Raw genomic sequence first — 19,833 nt, 5'->3', positions numbered from 1 at the left:
TAATTCCTTTAAGGCGTTGCTTTTCGGGCCAAGATAATGGCTCTAGCCAACCGGCGATAGTCTGCTTCGCAGCACTCACCTTTTAAGATCCAAGCGAGATGACTATGATCTTTTTCAAACCATCTGCGTTTTTGGCGCAGCACATTGATACACAGCCCCCAAGTAAAGAGCTGGGAAGAATGATGAATGTTCATTGATGTGCCGTCGACCTGAGCATCAACTAACAAGCTACCTTTTGGCATGCTTTGCAAATCCAGTGGGAGCGTGCTGTCGTCAACAACCCGGATAATACCATCGCTGGTCAAAGAGAGAGCGTATTGAGTAGCAGAAATTTTGTTACTAAACGCGTCATAAAGACGCCAGAAAATAACTAACGTGGTTGCAACAGCAACAAGCGCTATCAATTTTGAGAAGCTCAGCCAAGACCACAAGTATTGAGGAAGGCTGCACAATGCTGCGAAAAGACAAACAGCAACGCATACTTCCCCAAATAACCTTCTAAACCTATTGTGCGTAATGCAAATTCTATACTTTGACACGGTTGACGATAGTCGCCACCATGGCGGCTAGCTCAGGGTCTTCGCACTTTTGGTGTCCCATGATCCATGCAAACAAATCAGGGTCATCACTGGTAAGTAAACGTTCAAATGTTTCTTGATCTTCATAACTTAAAGAATCGAAGGCTTCTTCCACAAAAGGAAGTAAAAGTACGTCTAATTCTAGCATGCCTCTGCGACACGCCCACTTTAATCGCGCTAATCTTTTTGGTTCAAACATATGTCTTTCATACCGTTTTTTATTCGCTAACAATAATACCATGCCCTATGCGTGGGGATCACTGCTCTTTTGGTCAGATAGGCAAACTAAATAGAACTTAATCTGCGCACATTCCCATGTATTGCCCTTGAATATTGGTGGTTTTACCATACCTTGAGTACATACAGCGAATTTTACAGTGGTGAATATGACATCTATCGCATCATTACAAAGTCTTCCAAGTGAATTTGTGGTCAAGCTTTCAAATGCCATGATAATTTCTTTGGAAGGAGAACAGGCCGACAGTTACCTGCAAGGGCAAATTACGGTCAACATTAATAAGCTAACCGAGAATACTGCCAGGCATTTCGCCCATTGTGATAATAAAGGCAAAACGTGGTCTACCGGGTACGTAACTCGCCACCAAAACAAATTACTGTTGGTTACCAATGAAGATGCGGGTAGTCATTCATTAGCACAGCTTAATAAGTATGGTGTGTTCTCTAAGGTTGATATTCTCGACGACACACAAACATACAGCGCTTATTTTATTTCGCTTGATGCAGTGAAAACTAACGAAGTAAAGGCAGCGTTAAGCCAGCTTTTCTCCGAAAACGAAGTGGAACGCCTTCTTGAGAGCGATACTCCTGACAATGGCTCTCTTGAAAAGGTCGAGAGCGAACACGGCGTCGCCTATTTTGCCAATACTAGCTGCAAAGGAATTATTGTTCTTTTAGATGATAATGGCGCAAAGCAAATAAATTCGTTAATAGAGGTGCAAATTCTTTCTTGCTATCCCCAAACCGTGTTTGACGCTATACAAATTCAAAGCGTACATGCTTTAGTGCAAGGCGACGCAGTGGCGGAATACGTGCCCCAGATGATTAATGTGCAGGCGCTCAACGGTATCGACTTTGATAAAGGCTGCTATATGGGGCAAGAAGTGGTTGCGCGAACCCGCTTCTTAGGTAAAAACAAACGCGCCGCCTACAGCTTTAAGCTTGAAGATAACGTAAATATTAAACCTGGCGATGCATTAGAAAAGCAGTTGGGCGAAAATTGGCGTATAGCGGGCAAAATACTCAATGTTGCATCGCTTGATAATGAAACCTGGTTTATTGCAGTGCTCAACAACGATACCACCAGCGAAGATTTACACAGATTGGCTGATAATAACGCCATTACCTGTTACCCTAATACTTTGCCGTACAGTATTGAGCAGAAAGCTAGCAATATTGTGAAAAAACGTCGATAAGCAGTTTTTACTGCATTACATTTATTGCCCTTTATTAAAGGGCCAAGATAGGATTTGTTATGACAATTACTTCTGACAGCGTTGTAACGCTACACTACACCGTATCTACCGAAGACGGCACAACGCTAGACTCTTCAGAAGGGAAATCGCCACTAGTAGTACTACTAGGCCGTCGCTTCTTAATTGAAGGACTAGAAGATGCACTTATTGGTAAATCGAAGGAAGATAGCTTCAACGTTTCAGTAAACCCTGAAAAAGCATACGGTGAACGTGCTGACGAACTTGTACAAACTGTACCACGCTCAATGTTTGACGGTATGGATGTTGAAGTGGGTATGTCTTTCCGCGCAACTACGCCACAAGGTGAGCAATCGGTCATTATCATTGAAACAACTGACGAAGAGGTTGTTGTTGACGGTAACCACCCTCTTGCCGGTATTCCGCTAACTTTTGACGTAACTGTTGTTGACGTACGAGAAGCAACGAAAGAAGAGCTTGAGCACGGTCATGTGCACCAAGCAGAAAGCAGCTGCTGTGATCCCAAAACAGGTGAATGCTCTGACGATAAACACTAACGTGTGATAATCATCCAAAAAAGGGAGCCAACGGCTCCCTTTTTTATGCTTAATAAACACCGATTAGTTAAATCGCGTCTTCGTTTTGTTCACCGGTACGAATTCGTACGGCGGTCTCAACGTTGTAAACGAAGATTTTCCCGTCGCCAATTTTGCCTGTCTTAGCTGACGTTTGAATAGCTTCAACCGCTTGCTCAACGCGGTCATCGTCCAATACAAGCTCAATTTTGATCTTGGGTAGGAAGTCAACTTGGTACTCAGCACCGCGATAAAGTTCAGTATGGCCTTTTTGACGACCAAACCCTTTCACTTCTGACACTGTCATCCCTGCGATACCGACTTCAGCTAGCGCTTCCCTAACATCGTCCATTTTGAACGGTTTAATGATAGCTTCAATTTTTTTCATGACTACAACTCATCGTAAATTGTTGGAATTGGCACACGTTTATGCTGTGTACGCTCATAAATATAGAGCAATTTCTCTTCCACTTCCGCAGAAACTGGCTTTCCTTCCAAAAAGTCATCAATTTGGTCGTAAGACATGCCCAATGCTTGCTCATCGGCTTTTTGCGGAGACAGGCTTTCCAAGTCAGCAGTTGGCGCTTTAGTGATGACGTTATGTGGTGCACCCAAATGGGCTGCCACTGCACGTACTTGGCGCTTACTGAGACCAAACAACGGCGCAAGGTCACAGGCACCATCACCATACTTGGTATAAAACCCTGTAATATTTTCAGCCGAATGATCGGTACCTAAAACGAGGCCATCAACCATCCCAGCAATTTCATACTGGATAACCATACGGGTACGTGCTTTAACATTTCCTTTCACAAAGTCTTGTTTCGCTTCATTGTCGGGAAGAAGGTTAGCACTGGCAAGCGCTTGTGAAGTAGACGCATGAATAGCATCTGCGCCAGGTTTTACATTCACTGCAAGAGAATGAGAGGGCTGGATAAAGTCGATAGATTTCTGTGCATCGTCTTCATCGGCTTGGGTATCATAAGGTAAACGAACCGCGATAAATTGGTATTTTTCGTGGTGCTCATCGTTTAATTCATTTACTGCTAATTGAGCTAACCGACCCAATGTGCATGAATCAATGCCGCCACTAATACCCAGTACCAGCGAATTTAAACCAGAAGTAAGTAACTGCTTTTTTATGAACGAGACTCGACGTGCGACTTCGTACTCTACGTCAATTTCAGGCAGCACTTTCATTTCATCAATAACTGCTTGTTTTTGCATCATTATATCCACGTATTTTTGGGGCGTCCTGGAACTTGATTCTACGACAATCTGACCGCAGATGTTAGTGGTATCCGCGCATCTATTTGGATTTACTCTTCTGGTATTGCAGTTGTGCAGCACTTAAGGTCAGCAATTTATTTATTATTAAGTTGAGATTCAAGCACAGCAGAACGACAAGCCATTAAACGTAAGGCGTATGGCCAAATATGCGGTTGCGCGGTAAAACATACCTTTGCCAACTCAAATTAGTTTACCCTAAAATATGAGTAAGTAGCGTAAAATTATGGCGCTACAACATTACACTGGAGAAAGGCGGCGCAAAAGCAAACCCGCCTGTTTCTCTTTATAGCAACGCGTGGAATCGAATACCGTTTATGACAAACACTAGGCTTACAGCACGACTATCCATAATGTCGAGACAGCAAGGATTAACCCTTCTAGAAATGCTTGTTGCCGTCGCTATTCTTGCCATTATTCTCACCACTGTTGCGCCTGGCATTCAAAATATCGTAATCAAAAATAGAATTACCTCTGACTTAAACAATTTAAGTGCAGTGGTTCAACGCGCTCGCTTTTCTGCGGTAGACGAACAAACCAACGTAGTGCTGTGCCCTACGCAAAACTATACAGCCTGCACGTCGAGTTGGCGCAATGCAAAAATGGTGTTTATAGATGCAAATGGAAACGGCGGCCGGGATAACAATGAGGTCTTAATTGTAGCAAGCGATCCACTTAGTAATGCCAATACCATCTCCGGTATAACCGGCAGCCTTATCTTCGACGAGCAAGGCGGAATAGACCGCACCGCAACCATCACCTTATGTCCCAATAACAACGATGCAAACTATGCATCAGCACTTTTATTATCGCTTTACGGAAGAATATCTGTTGCCGTAGACAGTGATGACAACGGCAAAAAAGAAGACTTAGAAGGTAATGAGTTAAGCTGTAGCTAACCGTTCACTTTTCGTATCGTTAAGTTTCGAGCATTTTCTTACCAACATTCTGTGGGCGTCAGTGCGTCTTCACGTATTTTTATTACTCTACAGCTGTCCGTAGATGCTCTAGATGTCAGTGTAGCACTAATTTCATACATTCCCGTGTCGCTGATGGTTTGTGAGATGCGTACGCTGGCTATTCCAGAGGGTGGCAACGCATCGTGCGTTACGTACTCGCCTGTGAGTAGCCAACTTCGCGACTGAATTGCTTGGGCAGACAGAAGGTACGCTTTGACCTTGTTGAGCTGACTTAGTTGTTTGCTAGCGGTAATTGCCGACGTAGTCGCAACGCACAATATGCCTGCTATAGCCGTTGCAACCAGTATTTCTACAAGCGAAAACCCTTCAGTCAGATGATGTTGTATGTACGCTTTATAATTCCCTTCCATGGTACAGCTATCTCTCTAATTGAATTTCAGTACATTGAGATTACCAATATGAATTAAGCAGGGTAACTGGACTTACGCATGGCTTTTCACGCTTACACATCCAACAACAAGCTAAGCATTCCACAACGGAGATTGAATGGGTTTACGCTTTTAGAAATGCTAGTTGTACTGGCAGTAATCAGTCTCCTATCGTTAATTGCTATTCCTTCATTTGATGCATGGAATGAGCGAAATGCCTTTAAACATGCTGCCACCGGAATAGCCTCACTCGCAAAACAGGCGAGAATGAAAGCACTAATAAACAAAAAGAACATGTTCCTGATTGCGCAAATTGAACACAATAGCTGTGTACTCGTGAGCGAAGAAGACTCGTGCTCTTGCGCCACCCGCCCAAGCTGTGCCTTGACTGAGTCGAGTTTCTTGTCACTGCCTTCGCGGTGGAATACAGAATTGAGCACAACCAATAATGAGGACAAGATTGTCGCGTTCAATAAAAACGGTACCCTCAATTTTGCCAGTAATACGACGCTAACGCTTTCAAGCCAGCGCTTCAGGGCAAAGTTAGTTATTAATACATTGGGGCGAATAAAGCTATGTAGCGTTCAGTCTATTTCTGGAATAGCGCCATGCTAAAACATGTAATGCGTCGTGGCGCAATCAAGCCGTATTGTGGATATAGTCTCACCGAACTGCTGGTGGCCTGTGGCTTGGCAAGTATAGTGATTTCAGCCGTTACAACTCAAGCGGCGCGGTCGCACATTGCACACTCATCAATTCAACACGCTACCAGCGTAGAAGACGACATACGTGCGCTACAAAGTACAATTACACAACACCTAAGCAAAGCGGGTTTTGTTTACTCCCCTAACACCCTATCACCTTTCGGTGCGACCACAATCGAAAATACGGTATTCGAAGTAACCACTGGCCACCGCGCAAATGAACCTGAAAATAGCTGTGTTACCTTTTCTTATGATAAGAACAAGGACGGCGTGGTATCGCAGGCTCAGGGGGAGTTTTTTGGATACCGATTGCACGACAATGCCATCGAGTACCGAGTAGCGGGACATTCCTGTATACAAAGCGGTTGGTACGACTTAACCGATACGCAAACTACGGTTGCCACCAAATTCACGGTTAACCGAAGGCACAGCAGTAGCTGGGGAAGTGCCTATGAAATTGAAATAGAGTTGCACAGTAAAGTTGATCCTACCATCAAAAGCGCCAGAACGTTCATAGTTGAGGCTGTCAATGCCTACTACTAATACCGAAATGCAGTGCCCTCAAAGAGGCAACAGAAAAACTGAGTTTAGAACAAGCCATGGAGGGGTTGTACCTACACGCCATACTGCACCGCTTCGTTTTCAGCAAGGCATCGCCGTGTTGGGAATTGTGGCCATATTATTAAGCGCTATTACCTTCTCAGCTATAAGTACATCACAGCAGGTTCAACAATTTTATACGATTGAAAAGACAAAGCGGGATACCGAGAAGGCGCATGTTACACACATGCAGCAAGTCAAAGAAATCGCCACGTTGTTACGAAGTCATTCGGTCTCGCAAACGTTGAATAGGATAGACACATCCAATGCAACGATACTTATTGAGCAGACCGATTTAGTTGGTGAAGAACAGCAGTCTTTGCAACACTTTGACGTGCGGGTTTCCCAAGACGAAAGTAATACGATTTTTACAGCTAAATTTCTGCGCTATCCGTCACTGTTAAGGCTACCTACTTCAACTCAACAATTATCATGGGACAATCAGCTTACCGAATGGCTGTTTAATCGAAGCATAGAGCACCTGAGTGCGACGTATTTTCCTCAAAGCGTTGCTAAACAGGATTGTGTGAACCTTCCGCCTGCCAGTATTTTCTGGATAGAGGGAGATTGCCAATTGGATAACGAAGATATTGCACACTCAGACGAAAACCAGCCTTTAATGCTACTGATAGTGGATGGCGACCTTTCACTTCACGCTGATACGCAATTCCATGGTTTGATAGTTATGCTTTCCACCACGCCATATACGCACACTTTGCATGTTTCACCTGAGGCATCTATAAAAGGCGCTTACGTTTCCAACCACCCCTTGAACACGAATCTTGATGGGCCATTAACACCGTCCACCGCGGTGCTAAAAAACCTTCAATCGCACACTACACTCGCTAAAATTATCCCTATCCCGGGTTCATGGTATAGGAATAACTCAACAAACGATTGAGCTGAATATTAGGTAAACGAAAAACCAGAAATAGAGGATCCTCAAAGATGCCTAAATTGAAAAATACAGGAAGTATTTTAATTGAAGTGTTGCTGGCACTGCTTATTTTAACAAGCACTACCACCTATCTACTTGCCACTCGCATTGATTCTAGGCTTCTCTTTCAAGTGACTTTGGATGAAAACGCTGAGCACAATGGCTCATTGAATTCGGATCGACTCGCTCTAGTTAACGACCCGGTTGACCAACGTTGGGATGACATCGCAATATTTGGTGAACCGTCATTACTGGTAATTTCAGCCCAATAGCACATCAACGCCACGTTTTTTTAAGGCGTCAAAAGGACCTGTGGCATTAATCGCTTAACGAATATCTACCAGTATTAATAATTAGCATGACCAGCAATATTCATCGGACTCAAGGGATCCATTGTTATTTTTATCCCAACCCTTTCTCCCATCACTGAAGTAAAACAACGTGCCATCTGATGCTTGACCTGTGCCGCTGACTGGCGTTGCCCTCAACTCATAAGCTGTTGCGCTGGCCGCTTGTATAGTTAAATTATAACGGCGATTTGCTTGGGGCTCAGAAGACGGAGAATAAGTAGAAAAAACGGCTGGCGCGCCGGTGTTTGCGCCACCACTTGCCGCACCTTCATAACTGAAAGAACCACTGTGATGACGTTCCATTGCAGATGCGAACCCCAACAAGTCAGCCTGCCCTGTGCCGCGGTATCCATCGGCAATAACACCTTGGTAAGAAGGGTATGCAATGGCGGCAATAATGCCCACTATCGCCACAACTATCATAAGCTCAATTAATGAAAATCCGCTCTCTGTTTTTTTATGCTTCACAATTATTCCCTCTCTGTTTCTGAGTGCCAACTACCACGCTGAATTCGCTCGAATCTTCCGTAAATATTTTCAGCTAAACACTCAAATGCGTTAGTACATGCCTCGTCGTTGCCATCTTCATCAACGTCAATCACTGCTGAGACACATTCAGTACCCAAGCAAACCACTGGACTCACAATATCTTCTATAAGAATTTTGGTCTCTGGTGCGATGCCAGTTTGTTTTAATTCTGCTGAGCGGTCAGCGTCGTTAACTTCTCCGTCATTATTTACATCTGTGACGGCGTTGCCATTAAACATACTGACTAAATAAGCGCGACTATTACCCGTGGGCGGAGCACATGCACTGGTACTACTCACCGCCGGAACATAGGTCGTAAAGAACACCTTGTAATCGATAATTAGCGGAGAAGACAGTACCTTTTCACCGTTAGTGGTTAAATTCAAATACCACCCAGCCTTGTTAGCAAAGTCCTGTGAAGCCAACTCGCGCTCCCCCTCGTCACTACTATTTAAGGCATGACTCGTGGCGTTGTACATTCCACTCTCATAAACCGTTTGCATAAATGTGTAATTCCCATTTACATCACGGTTAAATACGCCGCTGTCTTTAAGCATATAAAAGTTGTCTTTAACTACGGTATCTAGCGGAGATGCACGCCATCCACTGCCAAGGGCTATGCCATAATACAACTCATCGCCTAGCGCTATCTCTGTTACGTCTGGCCCATAGTAGAAATGTCGGTTGGTTTCTGCTGTGTCGCCACCGAAGTCGGCAATGCGCGCGCCTTTTATAAAATTCGTACCTGAATTTCCATTATAGATGTCTAACCTGAATAACTGGCCGCCCATATCGGCCACATACATATGGTCCGCAAACCCATCGTTATCCCTATCAATAACTGAAATTCGCCCTGGAACGCTGTATGTCATATTCGTTAAGTTTAAATCCGCATCTTCATTACTTGCATGCCACAAGAGGCTGCCAGTATCAGCGTCGAACATAAACACAGCATTGCCAACGACATCATTTGCTCGAATAGCACGATCATCTTGTGCGTCATCGTAGCCACCGCCAACAATCATGACATTTTTAACTTGTCCGCCCATGTTCACTTTAGTGATTGTTGGTCTAGACCACGTCTGGCCCAACTTTGCCAGCGTCCCCGCCCCGCCTTCAATTTTGAATTTCAGCGTGGGTGAGGTCTTTTGCGTCACATCAAAGACATAATAATTACGTCCCCCCCTGCGCATACCAACATAAAGGTACTTGTTGTCTCCAACTGTTCTTAGAATCATGTCACCATCTAAGCCATATTTGTGCTCTAGCGATGATGTGTCTTTATAAAAATGATGTAGATTCTGCAGCAATGTTTTAGGCATGATGGCAAAGTTCTCTTCGCCTGTTGAAGTGTCGAATGAATGCAACATTCCTTGGTTGGTGGCGACAAAAATGGCCGAGTCGTCAGTACCGTAGTTAACAATTATAGGCTGAGAGTGAATGGGATCGCCCATTTGAGAGCGATAGTCAGTTGTACTTCCATCGCCGTTACTGTCTTTTACGTCCACGCCTCGAGTCCACTTTAAGATGGCATCTCTTAGTGCATTCGCATCAGTTTCATCCTGAATGGCAAGATCAGCATTCGTTATATTCGTATTGTTTTCGTGTAATTCATTGGCACTTCTTACAATGCTGCCCGTATCATTAAACACGTATATATTTCGGTTCCCGCCCAAGCGACTGGCTGCACCACCTACACTTACCTCGCTACCGTCAGCAAGGGTTGACCAATAGCTGTGTGCATTTTCAGCAAAGAATCCCGTAACGCTATCCACCGCATTTAGGCTGTTTTTATCGAGAATTTCATCACCACTTAAGCGATAACGTTTAAGGTTCCCAGGCCAAATCGCCCCTTCGCTCGGCTTAAACAATGCGAAGTATAATTCATCTCTATGCGTTAGACGGTTTAGCTGGTTAACCGCCACACCAGGCGACACAAAGGTTGCATTAATATCTTTTACAGAACGCAAAATAGTATTAAACGCCTCGAGCAAATCCGTACTGTTATCTGCCTGATAGAAACCACCACCACTTTGCAAAGCAAGCTGATTAAGGAAGTTGTTGGCGTTATTGTTCGCCGCAAACCCGATGGTGTGTGTAATAACCCTTGGGCCTATTACTGACGTTGACGCTTCACTGATATTTCTCACTAAATCTAGGCCGCACTTCTCACCGCTACTTCCGGTACAGCTTTTACCAAGTAACGTCTGAATTTTCGAAACACTGTGGTTGTTGTTCGCTTCACCGTCGGACAATAAAACAATGTGGTTGTTCGTTTGGCACTGTAGGTCAGACACTGGCGAAATGTAACTTGCCGGTGTTGGGATCTGCTCAGTGATACAGTCGCTGTCTGACAAGTTGTCTTCCGAGCAGCCCGAAGGCAAAATTGAATCTGCACCTATATAAGAGCTTCTGTGGCTCACACGAGTACTTCTTCGCACAGAGCTGCTAACGTCACTTTCCCCACGTTTTCGCCCATAATCTACGTCTCTACCGCCATAATAGTTAGCGGCTTCCAACAATGTGTCTACTATAGGGGTTAGACCGTTGGCGCTAAGCTCATCTATTTTGCTGATCAAATGTTCACGGACCGTTGCTGAAGCGCCAGGTGTCGCCGAGCCGTTAAACTTCACAATAAGCTTCGGTGCTTTAGATGGCGAGTTGTTGTACGTATGCGCACCGCGGTACGACACAAAATCATCAAGAACAAAAGCCATATCGTTACCTGACCGCCAACCTGAACGATCCACAATTTGCTTAACAATGTTGCTCACGTCAGGCGTACGGTAGGTATAATTGTTGTAAAAATCAGGCATGGACCAAGTAATACCCGATGTTTTAGGCAAATTTCGTAAGCGGTTACGACGGTCTGGATGAAAATCAGACGCATCATCATCAGCTACGCCCCTAATACGCATGCTCGGGTTACCATAGGTCACCGTACTGTAAGCAGTAAACTCAAGATACGCTTCTGTTACTACCGCCCCTTGAGGAATGTTCACATTGCGGAATCGAACGCCTATGTAATCATTGTAAGATGGGTGGAAGGTCAGTTCACTGCCGGTATTCGGGTAGCCGTTTACGTTCTCTTCCAAGTTATCTCGTGAACTGGCTACTTGATAAATTGCTTCGCCTTGAACACAGCCCGTAGCGGTAGAGTCATCATAAGTTACCACCAACTGTGGCGCACCACTTTGGCCTACGTCACTGGCTCTTACCTCACGAGAGCTTGCTGAATCGGTGCTAGAGCCTTCTATTAAAATATTAAGGTTCTTGCCGCCACACCATGCCGATAAATCGACGACTTCTTGAATGACTGCACTTATATCAGGTGTAGTTATCACCTCGCCTGAGGCGGGAAAGCTATTATCGGTGGCCCACTCAACGTTAGCCGCAGTCTTCGTTCGCGCACTCAAATTGTTCGAAGACGAAGCAAAGGCTGTACTTGATGCCGATGCTTCAGCTGAAATAACAAGGGATGTACCCGCCACATTGAATTTTTCTGAAGTAAACCTAATACTGGCATTAACGATTGTCGCGCCTTGAGGTATGTTTAACTCGGTAAAACGCAGACCAGAGGTTACGGTTTGGGTACCGCTGCTTAATACAAGGTCATTGCTGTCAGTGGTAACGCTACCGTCTATTTCATGTGCGTCGTGATCGTCGTCGTTGGTTGAAATGATAATTTCAGGTCTTACCGCTTCATCTATATTGCGAACCGGATAGAGGATTGGGCCACCGTAATCCGAAAAACGCATCAAACCTGCGTTAATATTGGTCGCCGAACCGAGCGCTTCTTTTAGTGCATTCTGTACGCGCAACATTCGAGTTTGGCTGGTGTTATCGTAAGATCCCATACTTCCCGATGAGTCCATGATAAACAGCACATTCGGGTTATAGGTTACGGCGTTATTTGCGTTGCCTAGGTAAATATCAAGGTCGTCACCAAACGCAGAGAAACCGATACAGCTAAATAATGTAATAGAGGCAAGGTAAGTCGAGAGTTTCTTCATATTAATACCTATTGAGACGCAGGGCCAAATACAGAGGCAGCCAAGCTGTTCGCCACAACAGAAGATTTACCCGCCACTTTCCCACATCCTCTGATAATGAATACATGGCAATTGACGTTGCTTCCACCAATCACGTTACTCGAGCCTCGACAAGCCTGCTCTCTGATAAACGCAGTGCGCGACCAACTCTTTGACGAGGCCTCACTTTGATACGTGCCATCCACAACATGTCTGTCACCAACAGCAAGGCCGCCTTCAGTCATATATCTGTCAGTCCACTCCCCGTCATCGAAACAGCTCATTGAATCTGCTTCAGGGTCAAACACGTTACCCTGCCGAGCTTCCGAGAGCGGGTCTGTCTTATTCGGGTCGGTAAGTAAAGTTTCATCTTCAGATTCAAAGAAAACGCCCGCGATCGCTGCTTCAGCAGCATCAAAAGCCAAACCACTTTGCTGCATAGACACTGCCATTTTAGACTGAGACAAGCTACTGGTTACCGCGCTTACCCCTAAAACAGTGATTGAAAGCAACACAAGAAGTGCGAATACCATCACTAAGCCTTGTTGTTTCATCGCGAACTCCTGACAAAATTTTTCATATTTCGAAGTGCCAACGTTTTTGAGAACACTTGATAATAATGGGCCGTGTCCATCGTTTTAGATGCTTCGTTTAACAGCGCATATTTCTGAGACTGTGTTTGTCTCACTTCATTTTGATAGCTTTTAAGCATTAGCGCCCAGCGCAGTGACACAACTTGTTGATTAAGCGCCCTTAAATCTTCAATTTCATCTGCGGTTACATACGAAACAGCTTGCCCTTGAGAATTGGTAATGCTGCTTGAAACGCCGAACTGCACTTGGAAACTTTCGACGTTATCGAGCAATGTTACGGTAAGGGGCGACACAGTCTGCACCTTTAGGCCACGAAGTACCCGACCATCATATCCCGTGCACTTAAGTGTACTGCCGCTTACAAAGTAGTGATTAACAACGTGAAACTCAAGACCGCCATAGCCGTGCTGGTTTCCAGTACAATCTTCGTCACTTAGTAGGCTCACAACCAGCTTATCACTGCCGCCACTAGAGGTTTGTATACTGCCTAGTGTCGCGTTGGTAGCGAAATCCCCTGATACAGCGATGGGGTGATTTTCCACATAGGCCGCTTCGGCAACGATATCAACGGATGTATCCACATCCGCGACTATCTGATCATAACGGCCGACTTCATAGAATTCTGCAGAGAGGCGAGCCATGATAAAGCGGCCTGACTCTTGTACTTGAGCCACGGCCTGATTGAGCTTATTCGTCACGCTACTACTGACGAGCACTTGAATAATCGCGCCTGATATCACTAACCCCAGCGTCAACGTAATCATTAACTCGACAAGGGAGAAACCCTGCTGTGGGCGGTGGCGACGTGCATTCATAATGTAATGTCCTTAAACACACATGCGTTACTGTCACCTTCAGATTCGTTACATCGCGCATTAAGGGTATAGGTCTGATTTCCCGAAGAAGCGACAGGCCACGTCAACAACACTTCTACACGAGAACCTGCACTACAGCTGTAAATATCTGCCGTATTGTTGTCGTCACACGATACCGACACTTTAGTTTGAGGGTTGGTTTGTACCGCTGAACACGATAGCGCCCAACCATCGTACTCAGCCATCTGTGCTTCACTACAAGCCTGGCCTTCGCAATTTGGGATCCCTGCCGGCCTTGCCAGACAGTAGCAGTGATAAGGATGAGACGAGCCAGAACAACTTAACGTGGCAAAATTATAGGTATCGCTAGAGAAGTACGCATTGTTGACTACCATGCCGTCTCCCACTGTTGCTGGGCGAGCGGCGGCTCTCAATCGTTCTGCAACTTGCGCTGCCACCATTTCGGCCTGAGTTCGGCTTATTGCGTCTTTATTGGCAAAAGAGCCCGTAAACTGGAGCGCAGCAACACCCAGTAAGCCCACAGCTAATATAAATAAGGTGATTAAGATCTCTATAAGACCTGCACCGTGTTGTGCGCGAATATGACTTCCCTTCACTCGCTTCATTATCACCTTTTCAGCAATCATCTTTTTTTGCCATATACCTAACATTCAAATTGGTGTTATCACCAATGTAGTATAGTAAGACAAAAGCGTATAACACTGGGTATCAATGGTTATTAAAACGTATAATTTTCTGTGACCTGTTCTAGCAAGTAAGTACAAGGCAGACTGTTCAACCATTTTATCTTTAAAGTAACAGGCTCTAAATGGTAAGCGTGCTATAACACCGCTTTACAATGTACGTTTACGGCATAAAAGGTGTTACCTTAAAGCCGAACCGTGTAGCCTGTTCATGTTAAAATACCCTGTTCTAAAGGTATTATTATCCATTCGCAACTTGTTGAATTTCCAGTAGACAAAAGCATAAAAAAACACCGCAACTAAGTGCGGTGTTTTTTTATTTTGATAGTGCGGATAAATTAAACGACCTGTTTAACACGCAGCTCTTTAGGTACAGCAAATTCCACATTCTCTTCGCGTCCAGCACGCTCAGAAGCTGAAACAGCACCCCACGCTTTGAGCTTGTTTACCACACCTTGCACTAACACTTCCGGTGCAGACGCGCCTGCAGTAACGCCTATATGCTCTACACCTTCTAGCCATTCCTCTTGAATGCAATTAGCGTCAGCAATCAAATACGCTTTTGCGCCAATTTTTTCAGCCAACTCGCGAAGACGATTCGAGTTTGAGCTATTCTGTGCACCAACAACCAGTAATACCTGACAATCTTGGGCTAGGTCGCGCACCGCGTCTTGGCGATTCTGCGTGGCATAGCAAATGTCGTCTTTTCTCGGACCATTGATTTTGGGGAACTTAGCGCGAAGTGCATCAATAACATCGGCGGTATCATCAACAGACAGCGTAGTTTGGCTGCAATAATAAAGGTTGGTCGGATCTTTAACTTCAAGCGTTGCCACATCAGCTTCAGATTCAACTAAATAAATACCGCCATCTTCATTGCTGTACTGCCCCATGGTGCCCTCTACTTCAGGGTGACCAGCATGACCAATCAAGATACATTCAGTGCCCGTTTTGCTAGCGCGGGTAACTTCCATATGTACTTTCGTCACTAAGGGGCACGTGGCATCAAAGACCTTTAAACCGCGATTTTCCGCTTCTTTTCTTACCGCTTGCGATACGCCATGGGCAGAAAATATTACTATGCAGTCGTCTGGTACTTCGTGAAGCTCATCAACAAATAGCGCACCACGCTCACGTAGCCCATCTACCACAAATTTATTGTGTACCACTTCGTGGCGTACATAAATGGGCGGCTCGAACATTTCAAGCGCGCGTTCAACGATGGTGATAGCTCTATCAACGCCCGCGCAGAAGCCACGAGGGTTAGCTAAATGAATTTGCATAACTAGTTTCCACCTTGTGCTGACACGCCAGGTTTAACATCAATAATTTCAACGTCAAAGATAACCGTTTGCCCTGCTAGCGGGTGATTGAAGTCTACCGTAACAGAGTCTCCAGCAGCACTTCGAATAATCCCCGGAATCTCTGAACCGTCAGGCTGAGCAAACGCTAAAATCATGCCTTCCTCAACTTGCAAATCTGCACCAAAGCGGCTTCTATCCATATAGTGAATATTATTCGGATCAGACTGGCCGAATGCATCTTCAGGGCCTAATTTAAATGACTTTTTGTCACCTTTTTTAAGCCCAAGTAAACACGCTTCAAAATTCGGCGTAAGGCTACCGTCACCCATCACCATTTTGGCAGGTTTGTTGTTTACACGAGTACTGTCAGCGGCAGAGCCATCTTCTAGCTTTAAATCAAAGTGAAGAATAACTTCGTTGTCAGCACCAATTATCAATGAGTCTGTCATAACCTTTCCGAATACTACTTAATGGTTTCGCTATTGTCCGCGGCACTGGCTCGCGCGTCTGCACCGTTCCCTTCACTTTTTTTGTCGCCATTTTTAAACATGTCGATAATAAGTAAGGCAGCGCCTATAAATATTGCGCTGTCAGCAATGTTAAACGCTGGCCAGTGGTAATTGTTTACGTAAAAATCTAAGAAGTCGATGACATAACCATGGACTAAACGGTCGTAAACGTTACCTAGTGCACCACCTAGAATAAAGGCAAACGCAACCGGCAGCATTTTTTGCGAACGGGGGGACTGCTTCAGCCACCACAAAATCACTACACTTACCACGACAGCAATGGCAGTGAAGAACCAGCGCTGCCAACCACCTGCATTTTCTAAAAAACTAAATGCGGCGCCGTAATTATGTACGTAAGTAAAGTTAAAAAACGGCAATACCTGTATCGACTGATACAACGACATACTGTCGATAACCGTGTACTTACTCCATTGGTCGAGGATAAACGCAATTGCGCTTATCCACAAAAAACGCAAGCCTGTTTCGCGAAAAAGCTTAAGCATAGTGGCGCTCTTCTCCATCACCATCAATGTTTGTCACACAGCGACCACAAAGCTCTTCGTGACCTTCATGTGAGCCTACATCTTCACGGTGATGCCAGCAGCGAACACACTTTTCACCGCTTGCTTTATTAACGCTCAACCATAGACCTTCAACGTCTGTGGTTTTTGCTTCAGACGGTGCACTGTCAACCTTAGTTAGCGAAACGCCTGATGTAATAAGTACAAAACGTAGCTCGTCTTCAAGCTTTGCAAGTACGTTGTACAACGATTCGGTAGCATAAAGCGAAATGCTCGCTTCTAGTGAGCCACCTAGCTCGCCATCTTTACGCGCCTGCTCCATTGCTTGGTTGGCCGCGTCTTTTACGCTTAACACTTGATGCCATAGGGCATCGTTAAACGTATCGCTTTGCGTGAAGTTGTTAAACCCTTCGTACCAGGTTTCAGTAAATACAAACTCGCTGCGCTCACCTGGTAGCGTTTCCCAGATTTCTTGTGCAGTAAAACTGGTAATAGGCGCCATCCAGCGAACCAATGCTTCAATGATATGATACATGGCCGTTTGGCATGAACGACGGGCTAGCCCATCTGCTTTAGCGGTGTACTGGCGGTCTTTAATCACGTCTAAGTAGAATGAGCCCAGCTCGATTGAACAGAAGTGCGTAAGCTTCTGTGACACTACCAGCAGGTCGTAGTTGTCATACGCTTCGATAAGCTCTTCTTGAAGTGCCTTTGCACGAGCAACAATCCAGCGATCAAGGGCGACCATGTCGTCTTCTGCAACCGCGTCTTCCACCGCAAAACCATTAAGGTTTGCAAGCAAGAAACGTGCGGTGTTACGCACGCGACGATAGCCATCGGCAGCACGCTTTAAAATTTCATCCGATACCGCAATTTCACCGCGATAATCGGTAGATGCTACCCATAGGCGAAGGATGTCTGCGCCTAGTTTGTTAGTCACTTCCTGAGGTGCTACAACGTTACCTACCGACTTCGACATTTTTCTGCCGTGGGCATCTACCGTAAAGCCGTGGGTTAGCACTTCTTTGTAAGGCGCGTGGCCGTGCATGGCAGTTGATGACATAAGCGAAGACATAAACCAACCGCGGTGTTGGTCTGAACCTTCAAGATACAAATCGGCAGATGCAGGAATGTCGTCGCGACGGTCTACAACAAAGTAGTGCGTTACGCCTGAGTCAAACCAAACGTCTAGGGTATCGGTCACTTTTTCATAGTTGTCTAATTCGCTACCAAGCAGGGCTGCATCATCGAGATCCCACCACGCTTGAATACCTTTAGCTTCAACTTCCAGTGCCACTTTTTCCATTAACGCCGCAGACTCTGGATGTATTTCACCGGTAAGTTTGTGCACATACAAGGGAATAGGCACGCCCCACGTACGTTGACGAGAGATACACCAATCTGGACGACCTTCAACCATTTTCTCAATGCGGTTTTGGCCCCAGTCTGGGATCCATTTGGTTTGCTTAATTTGTTCAAGTGATTCAGCGCGAAGGCCTTTTTTATCCATGCTTACAAACCACTGAGGCGTAGCGCGGAAAATGATTGGCGTTTTGTGGCGCCAGCAATGCGGGTAGCTGTGCTCGTATTTTACGTTTAAGACAAGGTTACCCTTTTCTTTTACCACTTCGATAATTTCATCGTTGGCTTTAAATACAAATTGACCTGCAAACAGCGGTGTGTTTTCAAGATACACGCCATTGTTACCTACCGGATTGTACACTTCGATATCGTATTGCTTGCCCACGTTAAAGTCGTCAACACCATGAGCTGGCGCTGTGTGTACACAACCTGTACCAGATTCAGTCGTAACGTGGTCGCCTAGGATTAGCGGTACTTCAAGGTCTAAGAATGGGTGATTAACTTTAAGCTTATCAAGCGCAGCACCAGTACAGGTTGCCACTTCACGGAAATCTTCAACGCCGTAACGGTTCATGCAGCTTTCAAGCAGGTCCTGCGCTACCACTAGCCATTCATTTGAAGGCTGAACTTCAACAATCGCATAGGTAAGCTCTGGGTGTAAGCTGATTGCACGGTTGGCTGGCAGTGTCCACGGTGTGGTAGTCCAAATAACTACACCTGCTTTGTGTGTGGTTAAATCACCTTCAGACACACCAAACGCTTCTGCAATAGCAGCCACATCAGCCACTGGGAACTTAACGTCGATAGCAGGTGATACTTTGTCTTTGTATTCAACTTCTGCTTCAGCAAGTGCCGAACCACAATCTGTACACCAGTGAACAGGTTTGAAGCCCTTTTCTAAGTGACCAGAGTCTACAATTTTACTTAATGCACGAATGATGTCGGCTTCAGATTTGAAGTCCATGGTTTTGTATGGGTTATCCCATTCACCAAACACACCTAAGCGTTTAAAGTCAGCCATTTGGCCGTCAATTTGCTTTTGTGCGTATTCGCGACACTTCTGGCGAAATTCAGCCGCCGTAACTTTCTTACCTGGCTTACCAACTTTCTTTTCTACCATCAATTCAATCGGCAAACCGTGACAGTCCCATCCAGGAACGTACGGAGAATCGAAGTCAGAAAGGTTTTTCGACTTTACAATAATGTCTTTAAGAATTTTGTTAACCGCGTGACCAATGTGAATATCGCCATTTGCATAAGGAGGGCCATCGTGAAGAATAAATGGCTTTTTGCCTTTTTTCGCTTCACGAATTTTGCTGTATACCCCTTTTTCCTGCCAGTCTTTAAGCATTTTCGGCTCGCGCTGAGCAAGGTTACCGCGCATAGGAAACGCAGTTTCTGGAAGGTTCAGTGTGGCTTTGTAATCACTCATAAAATTGTATTATCCGGTTACCTTAATTTTCACCCAATGCACTAACACATTGTGAAGGCGATATTCATTTTGCGATGTTCAAATTAAAACGCTGAATGTAAAAGGTTCAACGTAAAACTGTGTGTCGTTCTTACTAGCGCAAGGCTGACGTTATATGTTCTAGCACAGTGACTTACTTACGCGTTTCGCGAACAAGGATCCACG

Annotated in this window: 21 protein-coding genes; 7 read left to right on the top strand and 14 right to left on the bottom strand. The window is 45.2% G+C overall.

Annotated features, from left to right (window positions below; all coding sequences use genetic code 11):
* Positions 1-8: 8 nt before the first annotated feature.
* Positions 9-404: a hypothetical protein gene (locus tag MHN02_RS09390; RefSeq protein ID WP_014950111.1), complete on the bottom strand. Its 396-nt coding sequence runs from the start codon at positions 402-404 to the stop codon at positions 9-11.
* Between the two features lie 121 nt (positions 405-525).
* Positions 526-777 carry a succinate dehydrogenase assembly factor 2 gene (locus MHN02_RS09385; RefSeq protein WP_014950112.1) on the bottom strand — a complete coding sequence of 84 codons (252 nt, stop codon included), beginning with the start codon at positions 775-777 and terminating at the stop codon, positions 526-528.
* Between the two features lie 187 nt (positions 778-964).
* On the opposite strand from MHN02_RS09385, the gene MHN02_RS09380 reads away from it, so the two are divergent.
* On the top strand, positions 965-2,011 hold the full coding sequence (locus MHN02_RS09380) for a glycine cleavage system protein T (protein WP_239245729.1): 1,047 nt from the start codon (positions 965-967) through the stop codon (positions 2,009-2,011).
* A 59-nt stretch (positions 2,012-2,070) separates the two neighbouring features.
* Entirely contained in the window at positions 2,071-2,586 is a 516-nt protein-coding gene (locus tag MHN02_RS09375) for a peptidylprolyl isomerase (RefSeq protein ID WP_014979789.1), read from the top strand.
* Between the two features lie 67 nt (positions 2,587-2,653).
* Here MHN02_RS09375 and MHN02_RS09370 read toward each other — a convergent pair whose 3' ends face one another.
* Entirely contained in the window at positions 2,654-2,992 is a 339-nt protein-coding gene (locus tag MHN02_RS09370) for a P-II family nitrogen regulator (protein WP_014950115.1), read from the bottom strand.
* A gap of 2 nt (positions 2,993-2,994) precedes the next feature.
* Positions 2,995-3,831 carry an ammonia-dependent NAD(+) synthetase gene (gene nadE / locus MHN02_RS09365; protein ID WP_014950116.1) on the bottom strand — a complete coding sequence of 279 codons (837 nt, stop codon included), beginning with the start codon at positions 3,829-3,831 and terminating at the stop codon, positions 2,995-2,997.
* A 413-nt stretch (positions 3,832-4,244) separates the two neighbouring features.
* Here nadE and MHN02_RS09360 point away from each other — a divergent pair, with 413 nt between their 5' ends.
* A complete protein-coding gene (locus tag MHN02_RS09360) occupies positions 4,245-4,790 on the top strand; it encodes a GspH/FimT family pseudopilin (protein WP_239245727.1) in 546 nt (181 codons plus the stop codon).
* 38 nt (positions 4,791-4,828) lie between these two features.
* Here MHN02_RS09360 and MHN02_RS09355 read toward each other — a convergent pair whose 3' ends face one another.
* Entirely contained in the window at positions 4,829-5,221 is a 393-nt protein-coding gene (locus MHN02_RS09355; protein ID WP_014977002.1) for a prepilin-type N-terminal cleavage/methylation domain-containing protein, read from the bottom strand.
* 78 nt (positions 5,222-5,299) lie between these two features.
* Here MHN02_RS09355 and MHN02_RS09350 point away from each other — a divergent pair, with 78 nt between their 5' ends.
* The 4 genes from MHN02_RS09350 to MHN02_RS09335 are packed head-to-tail and all read left to right on the top strand — an operon-like array spanning position 5,300 to position 7,752.
* Positions 5,300-5,854: a prepilin-type N-terminal cleavage/methylation domain-containing protein gene (locus MHN02_RS09350; protein WP_014950119.1), complete on the top strand. Its 555-nt coding sequence runs from the start codon at positions 5,300-5,302 to the stop codon at positions 5,852-5,854.
* Positions 5,848-6,486 (top strand): potassium:proton antiporter, encoded by a 639-nt coding sequence (locus MHN02_RS09345; RefSeq protein WP_239245726.1) that lies wholly within the window; start codon positions 5,848-5,850, stop codon positions 6,484-6,486. Before MHN02_RS09350 ends, MHN02_RS09345 begins: the two co-directional genes overlap by 7 nt.
* The gene (locus MHN02_RS09340; RefSeq protein WP_239245725.1) at positions 6,473-7,444 is read left to right on the top strand and encodes a hypothetical protein; all 972 of its coding nucleotides are present in this window, start codon (positions 6,473-6,475) and stop codon (positions 7,442-7,444) included. The genes MHN02_RS09345 and MHN02_RS09340 overlap by 14 nt, the downstream gene beginning before the upstream one ends.
* A 47-nt stretch (positions 7,445-7,491) precedes the next feature.
* Positions 7,492-7,752 carry a hypothetical protein gene (locus tag MHN02_RS09335; protein ID WP_039228309.1) on the top strand — a complete coding sequence of 87 codons (261 nt, stop codon included), beginning with the start codon at positions 7,492-7,494 and terminating at the stop codon, positions 7,750-7,752.
* 81 nt (positions 7,753-7,833) lie between these two features.
* On the opposite strand, the gene MHN02_RS09330 is transcribed toward MHN02_RS09335, so the two are convergent.
* The 9 genes from MHN02_RS09330 to ileS all read right to left on the bottom strand — a co-directional run bounded on the left by MHN02_RS09330 (position 7,834) and on the right by ileS (position 19,629).
* Entirely contained in the window at positions 7,834-8,298 is a 465-nt protein-coding gene (locus tag MHN02_RS09330; protein WP_014950123.1) for a type IV pilin protein, read from the bottom strand.
* 2 nt (positions 8,299-8,300) lie between these two features.
* Positions 8,301-12,371: a PilC/PilY family type IV pilus protein gene (locus MHN02_RS09325; protein ID WP_239245723.1), complete on the bottom strand. Its 4,071-nt coding sequence runs from the start codon at positions 12,369-12,371 to the stop codon at positions 8,301-8,303.
* A gap of 8 nt (positions 12,372-12,379) precedes the next feature.
* Positions 12,380-12,943 carry a PilX N-terminal domain-containing pilus assembly protein gene (locus tag MHN02_RS09320; RefSeq protein ID WP_014950125.1) on the bottom strand — a complete coding sequence of 188 codons (564 nt, stop codon included), beginning with the start codon at positions 12,941-12,943 and terminating at the stop codon, positions 12,380-12,382.
* Positions 12,940-13,797: a PilW family protein gene (locus tag MHN02_RS09315; RefSeq protein WP_014979799.1), complete on the bottom strand. Its 858-nt coding sequence runs from the start codon at positions 13,795-13,797 to the stop codon at positions 12,940-12,942. The genes MHN02_RS09320 and MHN02_RS09315 overlap by 4 nt, the downstream gene beginning before the upstream one ends.
* Positions 13,794-14,444 (bottom strand): pilus assembly protein PilV, encoded by a 651-nt coding sequence (locus MHN02_RS09310; protein WP_239245721.1) that lies wholly within the window; start codon positions 14,442-14,444, stop codon positions 13,794-13,796. The genes MHN02_RS09315 and MHN02_RS09310 overlap by 4 nt, the downstream gene beginning before the upstream one ends.
* Before the next feature lie 395 nt (positions 14,445-14,839).
* Complete coding sequence (ispH, locus tag MHN02_RS09305) at positions 14,840-15,784, bottom strand: 4-hydroxy-3-methylbut-2-enyl diphosphate reductase (protein WP_239245719.1); 945 nt, start codon at positions 15,782-15,784, stop codon at positions 14,840-14,842.
* A 2-nt stretch (positions 15,785-15,786) separates the two neighbouring features.
* The gene (gene fkpB, locus MHN02_RS09300; protein ID WP_014950129.1) at positions 15,787-16,254 is read right to left on the bottom strand and encodes an FKBP-type peptidyl-prolyl cis-trans isomerase; all 468 of its coding nucleotides are present in this window, start codon (positions 16,252-16,254) and stop codon (positions 15,787-15,789) included.
* 14 nt (positions 16,255-16,268) lie between these two features.
* On the bottom strand, positions 16,269-16,817 hold the full coding sequence (gene lspA, locus MHN02_RS09295) for a signal peptidase II (RefSeq protein WP_014977012.1): 549 nt from the start codon (positions 16,815-16,817) through the stop codon (positions 16,269-16,271).
* Positions 16,810-19,629, bottom strand: a complete 2,820-nt coding sequence (ileS, locus tag MHN02_RS09290) for an isoleucine--tRNA ligase (RefSeq protein ID WP_239245717.1) — start codon at positions 19,627-19,629, stop codon at positions 16,810-16,812. The genes lspA and ileS overlap by 8 nt, the downstream gene beginning before the upstream one ends.
* Positions 19,630-19,833 lie beyond the last annotated feature (204 nt).

This window comes from Alteromonas sp. CNT1-28, from assembly GCF_022348345.1.
Lineage (GTDB): Bacteria > Pseudomonadota > Gammaproteobacteria > Enterobacterales > Alteromonadaceae > Alteromonas > Alteromonas macleodii.
Note: the sequence above shows the minus strand (reverse complement) of the source record. Positions and strands in the feature narration are given on the sequence as shown.

Bases quoted from the DNA above. Each gene is read 5' to 3' on its own strand.
- nadE (WP_014950116.1), bottom strand. From the start codon at position 3,831: ATGCAAAAACAAGCAGTTATTGATGAAATGAAAGTGCTGCCTGAAATT.
- MHN02_RS09375 (WP_014979789.1), top strand. From the start codon at position 2,071: ATGACAATTACTTCTGACAGCGTTGTAACGCTACACTACACCGTATCT.
- ileS (WP_239245717.1), bottom strand. From the start codon at position 19,629: ATGAGTGATTACAAAGCCACACTGAACCTTCCAGAAACTGCGTTTCCT.
- MHN02_RS09320 (WP_014950125.1), bottom strand. From the start codon at position 12,943: ATGAAACAACAAGGCTTAGTGATGGTATTCGCACTTCTTGTGTTGCTT.
- MHN02_RS09380 (WP_239245729.1), top strand. From the start codon at position 965: ATGACATCTATCGCATCATTACAAAGTCTTCCAAGTGAATTTGTGGTC.
- MHN02_RS09325 (WP_239245723.1), bottom strand. From the start codon at position 12,371: ATGAAGAAACTCTCGACTTACCTTGCCTCTATTACATTATTTAGCTGT.
- fkpB (WP_014950129.1), bottom strand. From the start codon at position 16,254: ATGACAGACTCATTGATAATTGGTGCTGACAACGAAGTTATTCTTCAC.
- MHN02_RS09310 (WP_239245721.1), bottom strand. From the start codon at position 14,444: ATGATTGCTGAAAAGGTGATAATGAAGCGAGTGAAGGGAAGTCATATT.
- MHN02_RS09340 (WP_239245725.1), top strand. From the start codon at position 6,473: ATGCCTACTACTAATACCGAAATGCAGTGCCCTCAAAGAGGCAACAGA.
- MHN02_RS09355 (WP_014977002.1), bottom strand. From the start codon at position 5,221: ATGGAAGGGAATTATAAAGCGTACATACAACATCATCTGACTGAAGGG.
- MHN02_RS09350 (WP_014950119.1), top strand. From the start codon at position 5,300: ATGGCTTTTCACGCTTACACATCCAACAACAAGCTAAGCATTCCACAA.
- MHN02_RS09370 (WP_014950115.1), bottom strand. From the start codon at position 2,992: ATGAAAAAAATTGAAGCTATCATTAAACCGTTCAAAATGGACGATGTT.
- MHN02_RS09335 (WP_039228309.1), top strand. From the start codon at position 7,492: ATGCCTAAATTGAAAAATACAGGAAGTATTTTAATTGAAGTGTTGCTG.
- lspA (WP_014977012.1), bottom strand. From the start codon at position 16,817: ATGCTTAAGCTTTTTCGCGAAACAGGCTTGCGTTTTTTGTGGATAAGC.
- MHN02_RS09360 (WP_239245727.1), top strand. From the start codon at position 4,245: ATGTCGAGACAGCAAGGATTAACCCTTCTAGAAATGCTTGTTGCCGTC.
- ispH (WP_239245719.1), bottom strand. From the start codon at position 15,784: ATGCAAATTCATTTAGCTAACCCTCGTGGCTTCTGCGCGGGCGTTGAT.
- MHN02_RS09385 (WP_014950112.1), bottom strand. From the start codon at position 777: ATGTTTGAACCAAAAAGATTAGCGCGATTAAAGTGGGCGTGTCGCAGA.
- MHN02_RS09345 (WP_239245726.1), top strand. From the start codon at position 5,848: ATGCTAAAACATGTAATGCGTCGTGGCGCAATCAAGCCGTATTGTGGA.
- MHN02_RS09315 (WP_014979799.1), bottom strand. From the start codon at position 13,797: ATGAATGCACGTCGCCACCGCCCACAGCAGGGTTTCTCCCTTGTCGAG.